We start from the raw sequence: 13,558 nt of genomic DNA on the forward strand, positions 1-13,558 counted from the left end.
TGTCGCGAAGCGGGGGAAGATTACTCTTCGGTGGCTTCCTCGGCTGCGGCCTCTTCGGCTTCGCCTTCGCCCTCTTCGTTGTCGGAAGAGCGCAGGCCGGACGGCGCGGTGATGTTGGCGATCACGAAGTCACGGTCGATCGTCGGCTTGGTGCCGGCGGGCAGTGTGATGGCAGAGATCGTCACAGTGTCGCCGATGTTCAGGCCAGCAAGGTCCACAACCAGCTTCTCGGGGATGTCGCCAGCGACAACGATCAGCTCAACCTCGGGGCGCACAGCGTTCAGAACGCCGCCACGCTTCAGGCCCGGAGCTTCATCGTGGTTGATGAACTCGACGGGGATGAAGAGGTTGATTTTCGAGGTGCGGCGCAGGCGCATCAGGTCGAGGTGCGTCGGCAGATCTTTCACAACGTCGCGCTGCACGTTGCGGCAGATCACGCGGACGTCCTCGTGGCCTTCGGCCTTCAGGTTGAAAAGCGTGGAGAGGAAGCGGCCCTCTTTCAGCTTTTTGAACAGGACGTTGTAGGGGATGTTGATCGCGAGCGGATCTTCACCACCGCCGTAAACGATGCCGGGCACGAGGCCCTCGCGGCGTGCTTGACGAGCGGCCCCCTTGCCTGTCCCCGTGCGCACCGTGACTTCAAGATCAGGAATCTGACCAGCCATTGGAATTCTCCTAGGTGTGTTGTTGGGCCATCCTCCAAGGGTGTATGGCCCGGTGAAGTCGCGCGTATAGGTCAGAAAGCCTGAAAAGGAAAGCCGATTCTTCCCCGGCTTCAAGCGCGGCTTGGCCCGCGTCGGGCGAAGGCTATTGGCAGCGCTAACATCGCTGGCTAGGGTGCCATGGAACGCGGGCCGGGCCAAGCGGCAGCCCTTTCGCAAATCACCCCAAGCGGAGCCTTTCGCCATGTCTTTCCGGCAGACCCTCGCCATTTCCCGCGCCCCCATGGCCGCCCTTGCCGCCGTGGGCGTGTTCTGGGGCGGCTTTTCCGCGCTGGTGCCCGACATCAAGGCCGGGGTGAATGCCTCGGATGCGGATTTCGGGCTGGCGATGATGGTTTCGGCGGTGGGGGGGATCACCTCGATGTACCTCGCGCCGCGCGCAGGGGCCTTGCTGGGGCGCAGCGTGCTGCCTGTCTTCGGGGTGGCGCTGGCGGCGGCCTTCTTCTTCCCGTTGCTGGCGGGCAGCGTGCCGGGGCTGGCGCTGGCCTTTCTCGGGATCGGCATGAGCGTGGCCATGCTCGACATCTCCGCCAACATGCGGCTAGGCGTGCTGGAGGCGCGCCACAAGCTGCACTTGATGAACGTGAACCACGCGGCCTTTTCCTTCGCTTTCGGCTTCACCGCGCTTTTCACGGGCTTTGCGCGCAAAGCCGGATACGGGCCGGAGGCGATCCTCCCGGTTCTGGCGGCGGTGAGCCTAGGGCTTGTCGCCATCATGTGGGCCGGGCGCGGGCGGGTGGATGTTGAAGAGAGCGCCGGGTCCGAGGGCGGAGCGGCGGCGCAGATGCCATGGATGGCGGTGTTCCTGACCAGCGTGATCCTGCTGGCGAGTTTCATCGGCGAGAACGCAACGGAGGCCTGGTCGGCCCTTCACATCGAGCGCACGCTGGGCGCACCGGCGGGGGAGGGCGGCTATGGGCCCTTCATGCTGGGGCTGATGATGGGCTTCGGGCGGCTGTCGGGGCAGTTCTTCTCCGAGCGGCTCGGCGAAACGCGTGTGATCTTCTATTCGGCGCTGCTGGGGGCCATCGGCGCGGTGGTGATCGCGCTAGCGCCCACCAAAGAGGTGGTGATCCTCGGGGTGGGCATCCTTGGGCTTGGCATGGCGGTGATCGTGCCCTCAGCCAATTCGGTGCTGGGCAAGCGAGTGCCAGAGCATCTGATCGGCGTCGCGATCTCGCGGGCGTGGATGCTGGGCTTCATCGGCTTTTTTGCCGGGCCGACGCTGATGGGGCTGGTGTCGGAATTTGCCGGTTTGCGCGTGGCCTTCCTGTTCGCCGCCGCGATCGTCGCGCTGATCCTGCCGGCGATCTGGAAGCTGGGCCAGTTCCCGACGCGGGACGGGGCCTGAGCGCTCACCCAGAAGTTTGTAACGCCTGTTTCGCTGGAAACAGGCACGCGCCTGACCGCCCGTCACGCCGGAGGCGTGCTTTTCGCAACGGGGCGGGCGCGTTCCGCACCCGCCCGATCAGGCGCTCAGCGCTTCACATCCAACGCCCTTCAAAGCCTTCCGGCACCAGAAGGATATCGCGGTCCACATCGTTGATGTCGCGCTTGCCGCAGAGCGCCATGGAGGTGTCGAGCTCCTTGTGGATCACCTTGAGCGCGGTGCTCACCCCCTCTTCGCCCATCGCGCCAAGCCCGTAGACGAAGGCGCGTCCGATCATCGTGCCCGTCGCACCAAGAGCGCAGGCTTTCAGCACGTCCTGACCGGAGCGGATGCCGCTGTCGAAATGGACTTCCATCTTGTCGCCCACCGCATCCATGATCGCAGGCAGCATGCGGATGGAGGAAAGCGCGCCGTCCAACTGGCGGCCGCCGTGGTTGGAGACGACGATGGCATCCGCGCCCACGTTTAGCGCCTGTTTGGCGTCTTCCACGTCCAGAATCCCTTTGAGGATCACCGGGCCATCCCACATGTCGCGCAGCTCCTTGATCCGCGCCCAGTCGAGCGACTGATCAAAGGCCTCCGCCGTCCAGGACGACAGCGAGCTGGCGTCCGACACGCCTTTGGCGTGGCCGACGATATTGCCGAAGAAGCGCCGCTTCGTTTGCGCCATGCCAAGCGCCCACCGCCAGCGGAAAGCGGTGTCGAAAATGGCGGCCGGGGTCGGTTTGGGCGGGGCAGAGAGGCCGTTCTTCAGATCCTTGTGGCGCTGGCCCATGACCTGAAGATCCACCGTGATCACCAGCGCGGAGCACTTCGCATCCTTAGCGCGGCCAATGAGGCGGCGCATGAAATCATCGTCTTTCAGGGTGTAGACTTGAAACCAGAAGGGCTTGTCGGTGTGCTCGGCCACATCCTCGATTGAGCAGATCGACATGGTGGAAAGCGTGAAGGGCACGCCAAATTTCTCGGCTGCACGGGCGGCCTTGATCTCGCCGTCGGCGTGCTGCATGCCGCAGAGCCCCACTGGGGCCAGCGCCACCGGCATCGCCCATTCTTCGCCCAGCATCTTCCGCTTCGTCGTGCGCCCGGCCATGTCCTTGGCGATGCGCTGGCGCAGGCGGATCTGGGCGAAATCGGTGGTGTTCTCGCGGAAGGTCTGCTGGGTCCAGCTTCCCGTCTCGGCATAATCGTAGAACATCTTCGGCACGCGCCGTTTGTAGATGCGGCGGAGGTCTTCGATTTCGGTGATGACGGGCATGGCGGCTGTCCTGCAGGCTATATTGGTAAAAACTTGTTACCAATACGGAGGTATTCGCGCAAGAAAAAAGGCTCCGCGTGGGGGCGGAGCCTGTCGGGCCGGGGAGAGGGAGCGTGATGCGGCTCAGGGGGCCTTCTCTCAGGCGGCCATCTCTTCGGTGATCCATTCCGGGTGGCCGAGCGCATCGAGGGTGCGCCGGATCTCGTCGTGGCGCTCTTCGGCGTAGCGTCCGAGGATGTCGGAGGGGTGCAGCTTCTTCTTGCCGACTTCCAGTTCCGCCGCCGGGGCCCCGAGGAAGGCCAGAAGATCGGCAAACGCCTTCGCATTCACCTCCTGATAGGCGAGGCGGTACACGTCCCCTGCCACGTGGCTGTCGTAGAAGTCGAAGACGCTGCGCTGGGTTTCCACATATTTGCGGAAGCGATCGCCGTTGAATGGCAGCTTCTCAGGCGCAAGATCGAGGTTCTTCTTGTCGCTTGGCACATTCCAGACACCCGTCTGCTTAGCGAGCATGCCGGAAGAATAGGTCGCCAGCTTGTTCTTGCGCTCGAGAATGATCTTGCGCACGGAGGGATCGCCGCAAAGCGCCTTGCAGGCGCCGGGGGCCTGTGCCTTCCACATCTTGAAGCCAATGATCGGATAGGCCTCTGCTGTTCGGGGATCCTCCAGCACGGCACGGGCAAGCGCGAGCGGGCGATCAGCATAATCGGCGGGATCATTGTGATCGGCCCAGATCTCGCGGAAGTGGAATTTGGGTTTGGGGTGGAAGATCTCCCCGTGGCAGCAAATCTGCGGATGGGAGTTCAGGGTGCTCGTGACAAGGGTCGTGCCCGAGCGGGCATTGCTGAGAAGAACGAAATTCGTGGGAGAAGGCATTGCGGCAATCCAGAAATCAGAAGTGCCGCAACGCTAGGGGGTGCCGCGCCGGAAGAAAAGTGCCGGATGCCGGGCGCGGCAGGATTTCGTGTGGGCGCGCCGCTTCAGGCGCGGTGTGCGCCGTCAGCGAGCGTCTTGACGAAGGCCAGCACCTCGGCGGGCGGTTTGCCTTCGCCGATCAGCTTGACGATGGCGGAGCCGACAACGGTGCCATCGGCCACGCTGGCAATCGCTTCGGCCTTCTCGGGCGTGTTGACGCCGAAGCCGACGATCACGGGCAGGTTGGCGGCGGCCTTGATGCGGGCCACTTCGGGGCCAACGTCGCCCGCTTGCGCTTCGGCCGAGCCGGTGATGCCGGTGATCGAGACGTAATAAACAAAGCCCGAGGTGTTCTGCAGCACCTTGGGCAGGCGGCGGTCATCGGTTGTGGGGGTGGCGAGGCGGATGAAGTTCAGCCCGGCAGCCTGAGCGGGGATGCAGAGCTCGAAATCCTCTTCCGGCGGGAGGTCCACCACGATCAGCCCGTCGATGCCGGCGGCTTTCGCGTCCTCAAGGAAGCGGGCGACGCCGCGGTTGTAGATCGGGTTGTAGTAGCCCATCATCACGATCGGCGTCGTCTGATCTTCCTTGCGGAACTCGGTGGCCAGATCGAGCGTCTTCTGCAGCGTCATGCCACCTTCCAGCGCACGCTGCCCGGCGAGCTGGATCGTGGGGCCATCGGCCATCGGATCGGTGAAGGGCACGCCCAGTTCGATCACGTCGACACCGGCACCGGGCAGCCCTTTCACGACCTCAAGCGAGGTCTCGTAATCGGGGTCACCGGCCATGACGTAAGCCACGAAGGCTTTCTTTCCGGCGGTGGCGAGTTCGGCAAATTTGGCGTCGATACGTGTCATTGGGCGTCCTTCGGTCAGAGCACGATCCGATGTGCAAAAGTTTTGCCGGAAAAGCAATGGGGCAAGCCGAAAACACGCAAGCTGTGTCAGGCGTCGGGCAGTGGCTCGGTGGTGCTGATCATCCAGTTGATGCCGAAACGATCGCGCAGGGTGCCGAAACCCGGCGTCCAGAAGGTGGCCTGATAGGGCATCTGCACCTCGCCGCCCTCCGCCAGCCGCTCAAAGGCCGTGGCCCCTTCCGCCGCCGTGGCGAAATCCATGTGGATCGACGCGCCCTGCATCGGGGGCGTGCCGCCCATGATGTCGTCGCTGGCGAAAAGCGCGCCGCCGTCAAAGGCGATGCTGCCGTGCATGATCCAGTCGGCTTTCTCCGGTGGCAGCGGGCCGGGCATGGCGTCGGGCATCTCGCTGGCCTTGGACATCATATCGATCGTGCCGCCGAAGACATCGGCATAGAAGGCCAGCGCCTCGGCGCAATTTCCTTGAAACGTGAGGTAGGGGGTGGGGGTCATGGCGGGCTCCTCTCTGCCGGGCAGTCTACCACAAGGCCCCTTGCCCCGCAGCCGCGCAGGGCCTATGAGGCCTGCGAGTTTTCAAACGCGATCGGAAGGACAAGGGCCATGGGCTTCAAGATGGGTATCGTCGGCTTGCCGAACGTCGGCAAATCCACGCTCTTCAATGCGCTGACCAGAACCGCCGCCGCGCAGGCCGCGAACTTCCCCTTCTGCACCATCGAGCCCAACGTGGGCGACGTCGCCGTGCCCGACGCGCGGCTGGACACGCTGGCCGGGATCGCGGGCTCCAAGCAGATCATCCCGGCGCGGATGACCTTCGTGGACATCGCGGGCCTCGTGAAGGGCGCCTCCAAGGGCGAAGGGCTCGGCAACCAGTTCCTGGCCAACATCCGCGAAACCGACGCCATCGCCCATGTGCTGCGCTGCTTTGAAGATGGCGACGTGACCCATGTGGACGGCCGTGTTGATCCTGTGGCCGATGCCGAGACGATTGAAACCGAGCTGATGCTGGCCGATATGGAGAGCATCGAGAAGCGCCTGCAGAACATCACCCGTAAGGTGCGTGGCGGCGACAAGGAAGCCGTGCAGCAGGAGCGCCTGCTGAAGGCAGCCATGGCCGCGCTGGAAGAGGGCCGCCCGGCCCGTACTGTGGAGGTGGACGCCGAGGACGCCAAGGCGTGGAAAAACCTGCAGCTGCTCACCACCAAGCCGATCCTCTACGTCTGCAACGTGGATGAGGGTTCCGCTGCTGAGGGCAACGAATTCTCCGCCAAGGTGAAGGCTATGGCAGAAGAGCAGGGCGCGGCCCATGTAATCATCTCCGCCCAGATCGAGGAAGAGATCAGCCAGCTCGATGCGGAAGAGGCCGAGATGTTCCTCTCCGAGATGGGGCTGGAGGAAGCTGGGCTCGACCGGCTGATCCGCGCGGGCTACCAGCTTCTGAACCTGCAGACCTATTTCACCGTCGGCCCGAAAGAGGCCCGCGCCTGGACGATCCGCAAGGGTGCGCTGGCTCCGCAGGCCGCAGGCGTGATCCACGGCGATTTCGAGCGCGGGTTCATCCGGGCCGAGACGATTGCCTATAATGATTATGTGACGCTTGGCGGCGAACAGCCTGCCAAGGACGCCGGCAAGATGCGCGCGGAAGGCAAGACCTATACCGTGGCCGACGGCGACGTGATCCACTTCCTGTTCAACGCCTGATCGCTTTCGCCGCCGCGCGCCTTTTGAGGGGCCAAAAAAGGCAAGCCTTGCGCGCGGCGATACGCTAGCCTGCCGGTCAAGCAGAAACGGCAGAAACGGTGTAGGCAGATGGCAGGCAGGCCGACCTCGGCGCAAGACGTTCAGGCGCAGTATCCGCAAACGGTCAGTGCGTTGCGCTGGATGGCGCTGATCGTGATTGCCTTGCTCATCACCATGGGCTTTCTGAACATGGTGCGCCCCTTCCTGATCGCCTTGATCATGGCCGCCATCAGCGCCGCGCTGGCTGCGCCGCTGTTTGACCGGATCGAGAAGCTTCTGCGCGGGCATCGGGTCATTGCCAGCACCCTGACGATGATCATCGTGGCCGCCCTGATCCTGCTGCCGCTTCTGGGCATCATCGCCATGGCCTCGCAACAGGCCGCTGGGGTGGCGGGCTCTGTGGTGCGGATCCTCAACAACGTGGCCGCCGACCCGGACGCGCTGACGATCTCTGATCTGTTGCCGGAATGGCTGCCCGAATGGGTCACCGCGCCCGATACGCTGGACGAGCTGCTGCCCCGCCTGCGCGCCGCAGCTGCGACGATTGCCTCGGAGGTGACGGGCTTTCTTGTCTCCACCATCTCCTCGCTGACGCGCAGCACCGCGAGTTTCGCGCTTGCTGGCTTCATCTATCTCTACTCGATGTTCTTCTTCCTGCAGATGAAAACGCCCATCGCCCGCGTCGTGCTCTCCTACACCGGCCTGCGCCCGGATGTGCAGGCGCTCCTGTGGGAGCGGGTTGTGTCGGTGAGCCGGGCCACGGTGAAAGGCACGCTGCTGATCGGCGTGGTGCAGGGGGCGCTGGGCGGTTTCGGCTTCTGGATGGTCGGGATCGAGGGCGCGGCTTTCTGGGCGGTGGTGATGGCGGTGTTCTCGGTGGTGCCGGGCATCGGGCCCACGCTGATCATCTTCTTCGGCGTCATTTACCTGCTGGCCATCGGCTCTACCGGCGCGGCCGTGGGGCTTGGCATCTGGGGCGCGGCCGTGGTGGGAACGGTGGACAACATCCTGCGCCCGACGCTCGTGGGGCGGGATGCGAAGATGCACGACATCCTGATCCTCGTCAGCACTCTGGGCGGGCTCGTGATGTTCGGCGCGGTGGGCCTTGTGCTTGGCCCGGTTCTCGCTGGGCTCTTCGTGGCGATCTGGACGACGCTGGCCGATGTGGTGGGCTATGCCGACAGCGAAGGCGTGGAAGACAGCGGCGAAGCGCAGGCGGACGCAGCGGAGAGCTAAAACGCAAAACGCGCCGGCAGGGGCTGCGCGGCGCGTCTCGATTTTTCAGGTTTAGCGGCTGTCAGATGCCGAACACCGGCTGCAGCATGCGGGGCAGGAACCCTTTGAACCGCAGGGGCGCATTGGTGGCCGCAACACAGATGCAGGGCAGGCCCTCTTCGGCGACGGGCACGTGATCCACGTCCTCGTCGGTCACTTCCACGTCCCCCACACCGTAGCGACCGCCTTCATCCGAGAAGGCGCCTTGCAGCACAAGCGTCATTTCAAGGCCGTTGTGGCCATGCTCGGGCACGGCCTGACCAGCCGGGATATACAGAAGCCGGGTGCTGCCGTCCTCACCCGCGTAGATGATGGATTGCTTCACACCGAAGCCGAGGGATTTCCATTTCGGCTGGCGGCCGTTCATCGCCTCCATCAGCGGCGCGGGGAACACGCCCTGCGGGCGGCGCGGCGCGCGGATCGGCTCTGCCGGCGCATCGTCCAGCATATCCATCAGCCGGGATTTGAAATCGCCGCTGATCTCGGAGCTACCGAGCCCGTCCAGCACGGAGCCGCCCACGGCAAGCTGTGCCTCGTAGCGGGCGCGTGCTTCGTCGTTCATCGAGATCTGGCTGGCCACCACCAAAGCATAGGGGTGCGGCAGGGAGCCTGCTGCATAGGCCGCCATCAGATCGTCGGCGATATGATGCTTCACGTCGAACATTGTCTAGCGTAGGTCTTTCAACTCGTTACGAAGCCGATCCAGCCCCAGACGGATGCGGGATTTGATGGTGCCGAGCGGAAGGCCCGTCACATCCCGGATGTCCGTATGGGTCAGCTCACCCAGGTAGGCCTTCTCCACCATCTCCCGCTGTTCGGGCGGCAGCGCCTGCAGGGCTCGCTTCAGCTTCTCCGTTTCCTGTTCAAGGGCAAGCACTTGCCCCGCGTCGTCCTCGCTCCGGTCCTCTGTCTTCAGTTCCTCGGGAACCGGGCGGTTGTATTTCCGTGCCATGTCGATCTGGCGGTTGCGCGCAATCTGGTAGATCCAGCCCGAAACGCCTGCGCGCTGCGGATCGAACTGGGCGGCCTTGTTCCAGACCGTCAGCAACACGTCCTGGACGATGTCCTCGGCGTGGTTGCCGCTGATCCCGCTGCGCAGGACCATCGCTTTCAGACGCGGCGCATAGAAATCGAACAGGCAGCCAAAGGCCGCCCGATCGCGTTTGTCACGCACGGCGAGCATCCATACGGTCTGCTCGCTGAAGTCATGCGCTTCGGTGCCGCGGTCTGTCAGTGTGCTGCCCCCTGCCGGTATCTCCGAAGAACGCCGCGCAGCCCGCGAAAGCGGGCCCGTATGCGTTTTCAGATCTTCGCTCAGGGCAACCATACACACATTACGCAAGCTAGTGCCAAGCGGATCACCGGAAAGGTCAAAAAGTTTTAGTGGCCGTTGCGTAAGGCAGAGTTTTTAAGCCTCCTGTGATCCAGTGGCCCTGCAGAGCCGTAACTTCTGCAAAACAACACAGGACTGCCCATGTCATTCGATGCCCCCATAACCCCCCTCAAACGTATTGCAATCGTTGGGGGCGGGATCTCCGGCCTCGCCGCCGCCTACCTGCTCGCCCCGCGCCATCAGGTGACGCTGTTTGAAGCCGCGCCGCGCCTTGGTGGCCATGCGCGCACCGTTGTGGCGGGCAAGAACGGCGATCAGCCGGTGGATACGGGCTTCATCGTGTTCAACTATCCCACCTACCCGCATCTGACGGCGATGTTTGCCGATCTGGACGTGCCGGTGATCAAGAGTGACATGAGCTTCGGGGCCTCCATCGACAATGGCCGCATTGAATACGGCCTGCGCACGCCGCGCTCGCTGCTGGCCCAACGCAGCAACGCCGCGCGCCCGGCCTTCTGGCGCATGGTGCGCGATATCCTGCGCTTCAATGAGCGCGCCGAAGCGGCTGCGCTGTCCGATGACGTAACGATCGACGATCTGATGCGCGATCTGAAACTGGGCGACTGGTTCCAGCGCTACTACCTCACGCCGATCTGCGGCGCGATCTGGTCCACCCCGCCCGAGATGATCCGCTCTTTCCCCGCGCGCACCCTCGTGCAGTTCTTCAAGAACCACGCGCTGCTGAGCCACAAACACCAGCATCAATGGTGGACTGTGGACGGCGGCAGCATCGAATATGTGAAGCGCCTTGAGGCCCGGCTTGCGGCGACTGGTGTGGACCTGCGCGCAGGCACGCCGATCGCCGGCGTGCGCCGCACCGGTGCGGGCGTCATCGTTAAGCCACTGAATGGTGAGGCCGAGGCTTTTGACGAGGTGATCATGGCCTGCCATTCGGACGATGCCCTGCGCCTGCTGGAGCAGCCCACCGCCGCTGAACGCGCCGCGCTGGGGGCGCTCACCTATCAGGACAACCGCATGATCCTGCATTGCGACGAGTTGCAGATGCCCCGCCGCCGCGATGCGTGGTCGAGCTGGGTCTATAAGGCCGAATCCACCGATGAAGGCAGCGCCGTGGGCGTGAGCTACTGGATGAACCGCCTGCAGCAGATCCCTGAAAGCGATCCGCTCTTCGTGACGCTCAACCCGCGCCAGCCGGTGCGTGAGAGCCATATCTACGATGAGAAGGTGTTCCGCCACCCGGTCTTCGATCTGGCCGCCATCCGTGCCCAATCCGCCGTGCAGGCGCTGCAGGGCGAGAACAACACGTGGTTTGCCGGCGCCTACCTGCGCCACGGCTTCCACGAGGATGGCTTTGCCAGCGCCGTGGCCGTGGCCGAGCGCCTCGACAGCCAGGTGAGCCTCGCGGCATGAGCTTTGCGCCCCTGCATATTCCCGGGTCCACGACCCACGCCCGGCGCGGCGGCATCTCCAATGCCTTCCGCTACGGTGTCGATTTCCTGATGATCGACCCGGATGCCCCGGCGCGCGGCGCGCTCTTCTCGCGCAACCGCTTCAACCTCGCTTCGGTGCATGACGCCGATCACGGCGGGGCCCGTGGCAAGGGGGAGGGGGCCGCTTGGGCGCGCCGCGTGTTTGACGAGCGCGGGCTCGCGCCGGAAGCTTACGATCTGCGCCTGCTGACCCAGCCGCGCTGCCTTGGCTATACGTTCAACCCGGTCAGCTTCTGGCTTGCCCAACGCGGCGAGGATCTGCTCGCGGTGATCGCCGAGGTGAACAACACCTTCGGCGGGCGGCACTGCTATATGTGCGCCAACCCGGGCTTTCGGCCGATCACGCCCGCTGACGTGATCGAGGCCGAGAAGATCTTCTACGTCTCCCCCTTTCAGGAGATTGCGGGGCGTTACGTGTTCCGCTTCCGCATCACAGCGCAGGAGATCGCCATCCGCATCACGCTGGAAAACGGCGCGGAAGGCGTGGTGGCCACGCTCACGGGCAAGGCCAAACCGCTCACCAGCGCCGGGCTTGCCCACGCGCTCTTGCTGCGCCGCCCCCTCGGGGCGCTGCGCACCGTCATTTTGATTTACCGTCAGGCCCTGCGTCTGAAGCTGCTCGGCGCCACTTACCGGCGCGCCGTGCCGCCGCCCGCGCAGGAGATCTCCTGATGACCACCCCCAACCAAGAGGCACTGGCATGTCGATGATCGCCCTGACACTGTTTCTGCTGCTCGCGCTCCTCGCGGCCCGCAGCTATTTCCTGAGTTTCCGCGCGCAGAAGAGCGCGCAATACATCGGTACAACGCCGGCGTTTGACATCCGCACGCACCTGAGCGGCCCGATCCTGTCCGAAGGCGTGATCTTCGGGCCGACGGGCCGCGCCGTGTCGCGCTTTGTGGCCGAGATGGAGGGCAGTTGGGAAGGCAGCCGCGGCACCTTGACCGAGCGTTTCCAATATTCCTCCGGCGATGTGCAGAACCGCGCCTGGCATCTGACCATGGGCAATGACGGCACCTTCACCGCCGAGGCAGAAGACATCATCGGCAAGGCGCATGGCCGCATGGAGGGCGCAACCGTGCGCATGACCTACCGCATCCGTCTGAAGGAAGATGCCGGCGGCCATGTGCTGGACGTCACCGACTGGATGTACCTAATGGAAAACGGCGCGATCATGAACAAATCCGAGATGCGCAAAGCCGGAATCAAGGTGGCCGAACTGATCGCCACGATGCGGGGCCGGGATGCCCAAGCCTGATCTCTTTACCGGCAAGCGCTATTGGATCGTCGGTGCGAGCGAAGGCTTGGGACGCGCGCTGGCAGAGGCTCTGGTGGCGGAAGGCGCGTCCCTTGTGTTGTCGGCCCGCAACGCCGAGCGGCTGACCGCCCTTGCCGCAGAGCTGGGCGATGCTGCGGCGCTGCCGATGGATGTCACCGATGCCGCGTCCGTGGAGGCGGCGTGCGCGGCGGCCGGAGAGGTCGATGCCATCATCTACTGCGCCGGAGCTTACGATCCCATGAACGGCCGCGCGTTCGATCTGCAGAAGGCCGAGCAGATCATGGAGGTCAACTACAATGGCGCGCTGCGCACGGTGCACGGCATTCTGCCGGCCATGCTGGCCCGCAAGTCCGGGCGGATCGTTCTGGTGGGCTCGCTCGCGGGCTTCCGGGGGCTGCCGGGTGCGGTGGGCTACAGCGGCAGCAAGGCCGCGCTCATGAGCTTCGGTGAAACGCTCTATGCGGATCTCCGCGGCACGGGCGTCTCCGTGCAGCTTGTGCACCCCGGTTTCATCCGCACCCGCCTGACGGATAAGAACAGCTTCAACATGCCCGGCCTGATGAGCCCGGAGGAAGCCGCTGGCCACGTGATGGGCGCGCTGAAGAGCGGCCGGTTCCAGACAAGCTTCCCCTTCGCCTTTTCGCTGGTGTTCCGACTCGGGCGATTCCTCCCGGCAAGCTGGTTCTACCGCCTGATGCCCCTACGCTGATTCCTGTCCGCTGAGGCCGGTTTCGGGGAAAACCCGGCCTTCCAGCGTCTTCCGTTACCTCTTTCGCCCTTCAGACAGGCACTCCCGGCAGGGGCGGGCAAAAAAAATCGCCCTTTTTTACATTTTTGTCGTTTTGCCCCTTGCGACTCTCCGCCCCCATCCGTAAATAGCCCCTCACCGGCGGCGCTGAGGCGCACGACGGGACATCAGACGGGCCGCAGACGAGCGGTTAACGAGGTGGCCGAGCACAGAGAAGAAGCAGGCTGGACGCGCCGCACCAAGTTAGGGCGCATCTGGGTTGTTTTTGGTCCGAGCTAGGTTTGCTCTTTGACATTGATGATGACTTGAAGAGATATGTGGGCGGTTTGGTCTGTATCGACGGATCGACGTTTTGCATATCTGGTCTCTAGGGCTCTTACGGGGGTTCGATTATGAGATTTAACAGCTTCACTGTCTTGTATGTGGTTTCTGGTATCTTTTGGTACTGGAGCACGCATCAGACAGATGAGTTCATCCGGGATTAGCCTCCTGGATGAGATGTGCGAAGGTTCG

General features: G+C 64.0%; 14 protein-coding genes. 7 read left to right on the top strand and 7 right to left on the bottom strand.

Annotated features, from left to right (window positions below; translation table 11 throughout):
* Window positions 1-20: 20 nt before the first annotated feature.
* Window positions 21-665 (bottom strand): 50S ribosomal protein L25/general stress protein Ctc, encoded by a 645-nt coding sequence (locus tag KVX96_RS17380; protein WP_261196038.1) that lies wholly within the window; start codon window positions 663-665, stop codon window positions 21-23.
* 241 nt (window positions 666-906) lie between these two features.
* On the opposite strand from KVX96_RS17380, the gene KVX96_RS17385 reads away from it, so the two are divergent.
* Window positions 907-2,073, top strand: coding sequence for an MFS transporter (locus KVX96_RS17385; RefSeq protein WP_261196039.1), 1,167 nt, complete (start codon window positions 907-909; stop codon window positions 2,071-2,073).
* A gap of 133 nt (window positions 2,074-2,206) precedes the next feature.
* Here KVX96_RS17385 and KVX96_RS17390 read toward each other — a convergent pair whose 3' ends face one another.
* From KVX96_RS17390 to KVX96_RS17405, 4 genes are all read right to left on the bottom strand, one after another.
* The gene (locus KVX96_RS17390) at window positions 2,207-3,370 is read right to left on the bottom strand and encodes an alpha-hydroxy acid oxidase (RefSeq protein ID WP_261196040.1); all 1,164 of its coding nucleotides are present in this window, start codon (window positions 3,368-3,370) and stop codon (window positions 2,207-2,209) included.
* 138 nt (window positions 3,371-3,508) lie between these two features.
* Window positions 3,509-4,246: a hypothetical protein gene (locus KVX96_RS17395; RefSeq protein ID WP_261196041.1), complete on the bottom strand. Its 738-nt coding sequence runs from the start codon at window positions 4,244-4,246 to the stop codon at window positions 3,509-3,511.
* 104 nt (window positions 4,247-4,350) lie between these two features.
* The gene (trpA, locus tag KVX96_RS17400) at window positions 4,351-5,142 is read right to left on the bottom strand and encodes a tryptophan synthase subunit alpha (protein ID WP_261196042.1); all 792 of its coding nucleotides are present in this window, start codon (window positions 5,140-5,142) and stop codon (window positions 4,351-4,353) included.
* 86 nt (window positions 5,143-5,228) lie between these two features.
* Complete coding sequence (locus KVX96_RS17405) at window positions 5,229-5,654, bottom strand: VOC family protein (RefSeq protein ID WP_261196043.1); 426 nt, start codon at window positions 5,652-5,654, stop codon at window positions 5,229-5,231.
* Between the two features lie 108 nt (window positions 5,655-5,762).
* On the opposite strand from KVX96_RS17405, the gene ychF reads away from it, so the two are divergent.
* Together ychF and KVX96_RS17415 are read left to right on the top strand one after the other, a co-directional pair.
* A complete protein-coding gene (gene ychF, locus KVX96_RS17410; RefSeq protein WP_261196044.1) occupies window positions 5,763-6,860 on the top strand; it encodes a redox-regulated ATPase YchF in 1,098 nt (365 codons plus the stop codon).
* Window positions 6,861-6,968: 108 nt separating this feature from the next.
* Window positions 6,969-8,135, top strand: a complete 1,167-nt coding sequence (locus KVX96_RS17415) for an AI-2E family transporter (protein ID WP_261196045.1) — start codon at window positions 6,969-6,971, stop codon at window positions 8,133-8,135.
* A gap of 61 nt (window positions 8,136-8,196) precedes the next feature.
* Here KVX96_RS17415 and KVX96_RS17420 read toward each other — a convergent pair whose 3' ends face one another.
* Together KVX96_RS17420 and KVX96_RS17425 are read right to left on the bottom strand one after the other, a co-directional pair.
* Window positions 8,197-8,838: a ChrR family anti-sigma-E factor gene (locus KVX96_RS17420; protein ID WP_261196046.1), complete on the bottom strand. Its 642-nt coding sequence runs from the start codon at window positions 8,836-8,838 to the stop codon at window positions 8,197-8,199.
* Between the two features lie 3 nt (window positions 8,839-8,841).
* Window positions 8,842-9,357, bottom strand: coding sequence for a sigma-70 family RNA polymerase sigma factor (locus tag KVX96_RS17425; RefSeq protein ID WP_261196047.1), 516 nt, complete (start codon window positions 9,355-9,357; stop codon window positions 8,842-8,844).
* Window positions 9,358-9,648: 291 nt separating this feature from the next.
* On the opposite strand from KVX96_RS17425, the gene KVX96_RS17430 reads away from it, so the two are divergent.
* From KVX96_RS17430 to KVX96_RS17445, 4 genes are read left to right on the top strand one after another with little or no spacing between them, the layout of a single operon-like run.
* A complete protein-coding gene (locus KVX96_RS17430; protein WP_261196048.1) occupies window positions 9,649-10,938 on the top strand; it encodes an NAD(P)/FAD-dependent oxidoreductase in 1,290 nt (429 codons plus the stop codon).
* Window positions 10,935-11,690, top strand: coding sequence for a DUF1365 domain-containing protein (locus tag KVX96_RS17435; RefSeq protein ID WP_261196049.1), 756 nt, complete (start codon window positions 10,935-10,937; stop codon window positions 11,688-11,690). Before KVX96_RS17430 ends, KVX96_RS17435 begins: the two co-directional genes overlap by 4 nt.
* 28 nt (window positions 11,691-11,718) lie before the next feature.
* Complete coding sequence (locus tag KVX96_RS17440; protein ID WP_261196050.1) at window positions 11,719-12,276, top strand: DUF3833 domain-containing protein; 558 nt, start codon at window positions 11,719-11,721, stop codon at window positions 12,274-12,276.
* Window positions 12,263-13,006 (top strand): SDR family NAD(P)-dependent oxidoreductase, encoded by a 744-nt coding sequence (locus tag KVX96_RS17445; protein ID WP_261196051.1) that lies wholly within the window; start codon window positions 12,263-12,265, stop codon window positions 13,004-13,006. The genes KVX96_RS17440 and KVX96_RS17445 overlap by 14 nt, the downstream gene beginning before the upstream one ends.
* Window positions 13,007-13,558 lie beyond the last annotated feature (552 nt).

It is taken from the genome of Pseudoruegeria sp. SHC-113, from assembly GCF_025376885.1.
In the GTDB taxonomy this organism is placed as follows: Bacteria; Pseudomonadota; Alphaproteobacteria; order Rhodobacterales; family Rhodobacteraceae; genus Pseudoruegeria.

Excerpts from the sequence above, each read along its gene's own strand:
- trpA (WP_261196042.1), bottom strand. The coding sequence starts at position 5,142 with ATGACACGTATCGACGCCAAATTTGCCGAACTCGCCACCGCCGGAAAG.
- KVX96_RS17405 (WP_261196043.1), bottom strand. The coding sequence starts at position 5,654 with ATGACCCCCACCCCCTACCTCACGTTTCAAGGAAATTGCGCCGAGGCG.
- KVX96_RS17445 (WP_261196051.1), top strand. The coding sequence starts at position 12,263 with ATGCCCAAGCCTGATCTCTTTACCGGCAAGCGCTATTGGATCGTCGGT.
- KVX96_RS17440 (WP_261196050.1), top strand. The coding sequence starts at position 11,719 with ATGTCGATGATCGCCCTGACACTGTTTCTGCTGCTCGCGCTCCTCGCG.
- ychF (WP_261196044.1), top strand. The coding sequence starts at position 5,763 with ATGGGCTTCAAGATGGGTATCGTCGGCTTGCCGAACGTCGGCAAATCC.
- KVX96_RS17415 (WP_261196045.1), top strand. The coding sequence starts at position 6,969 with ATGGCAGGCAGGCCGACCTCGGCGCAAGACGTTCAGGCGCAGTATCCG.
- KVX96_RS17435 (WP_261196049.1), top strand. The coding sequence starts at position 10,935 with ATGAGCTTTGCGCCCCTGCATATTCCCGGGTCCACGACCCACGCCCGG.
- KVX96_RS17385 (WP_261196039.1), top strand. The coding sequence starts at position 907 with ATGTCTTTCCGGCAGACCCTCGCCATTTCCCGCGCCCCCATGGCCGCC.
- KVX96_RS17390 (WP_261196040.1), bottom strand. The coding sequence starts at position 3,370 with ATGCCCGTCATCACCGAAATCGAAGACCTCCGCCGCATCTACAAACGG.
- KVX96_RS17420 (WP_261196046.1), bottom strand. The coding sequence starts at position 8,838 with ATGTTCGACGTGAAGCATCATATCGCCGACGATCTGATGGCGGCCTAT.
- KVX96_RS17380 (WP_261196038.1), bottom strand. The coding sequence starts at position 665 with ATGGCTGGTCAGATTCCTGATCTTGAAGTCACGGTGCGCACGGGGACA.
- KVX96_RS17425 (WP_261196047.1), bottom strand. The coding sequence starts at position 9,357 with ATGCTCGCCGTGCGTGACAAACGCGATCGGGCGGCCTTTGGCTGCCTG.
- KVX96_RS17395 (WP_261196041.1), bottom strand. The coding sequence starts at position 4,246 with ATGCCTTCTCCCACGAATTTCGTTCTTCTCAGCAATGCCCGCTCGGGC.
- KVX96_RS17430 (WP_261196048.1), top strand. The coding sequence starts at position 9,649 with ATGTCATTCGATGCCCCCATAACCCCCCTCAAACGTATTGCAATCGTT.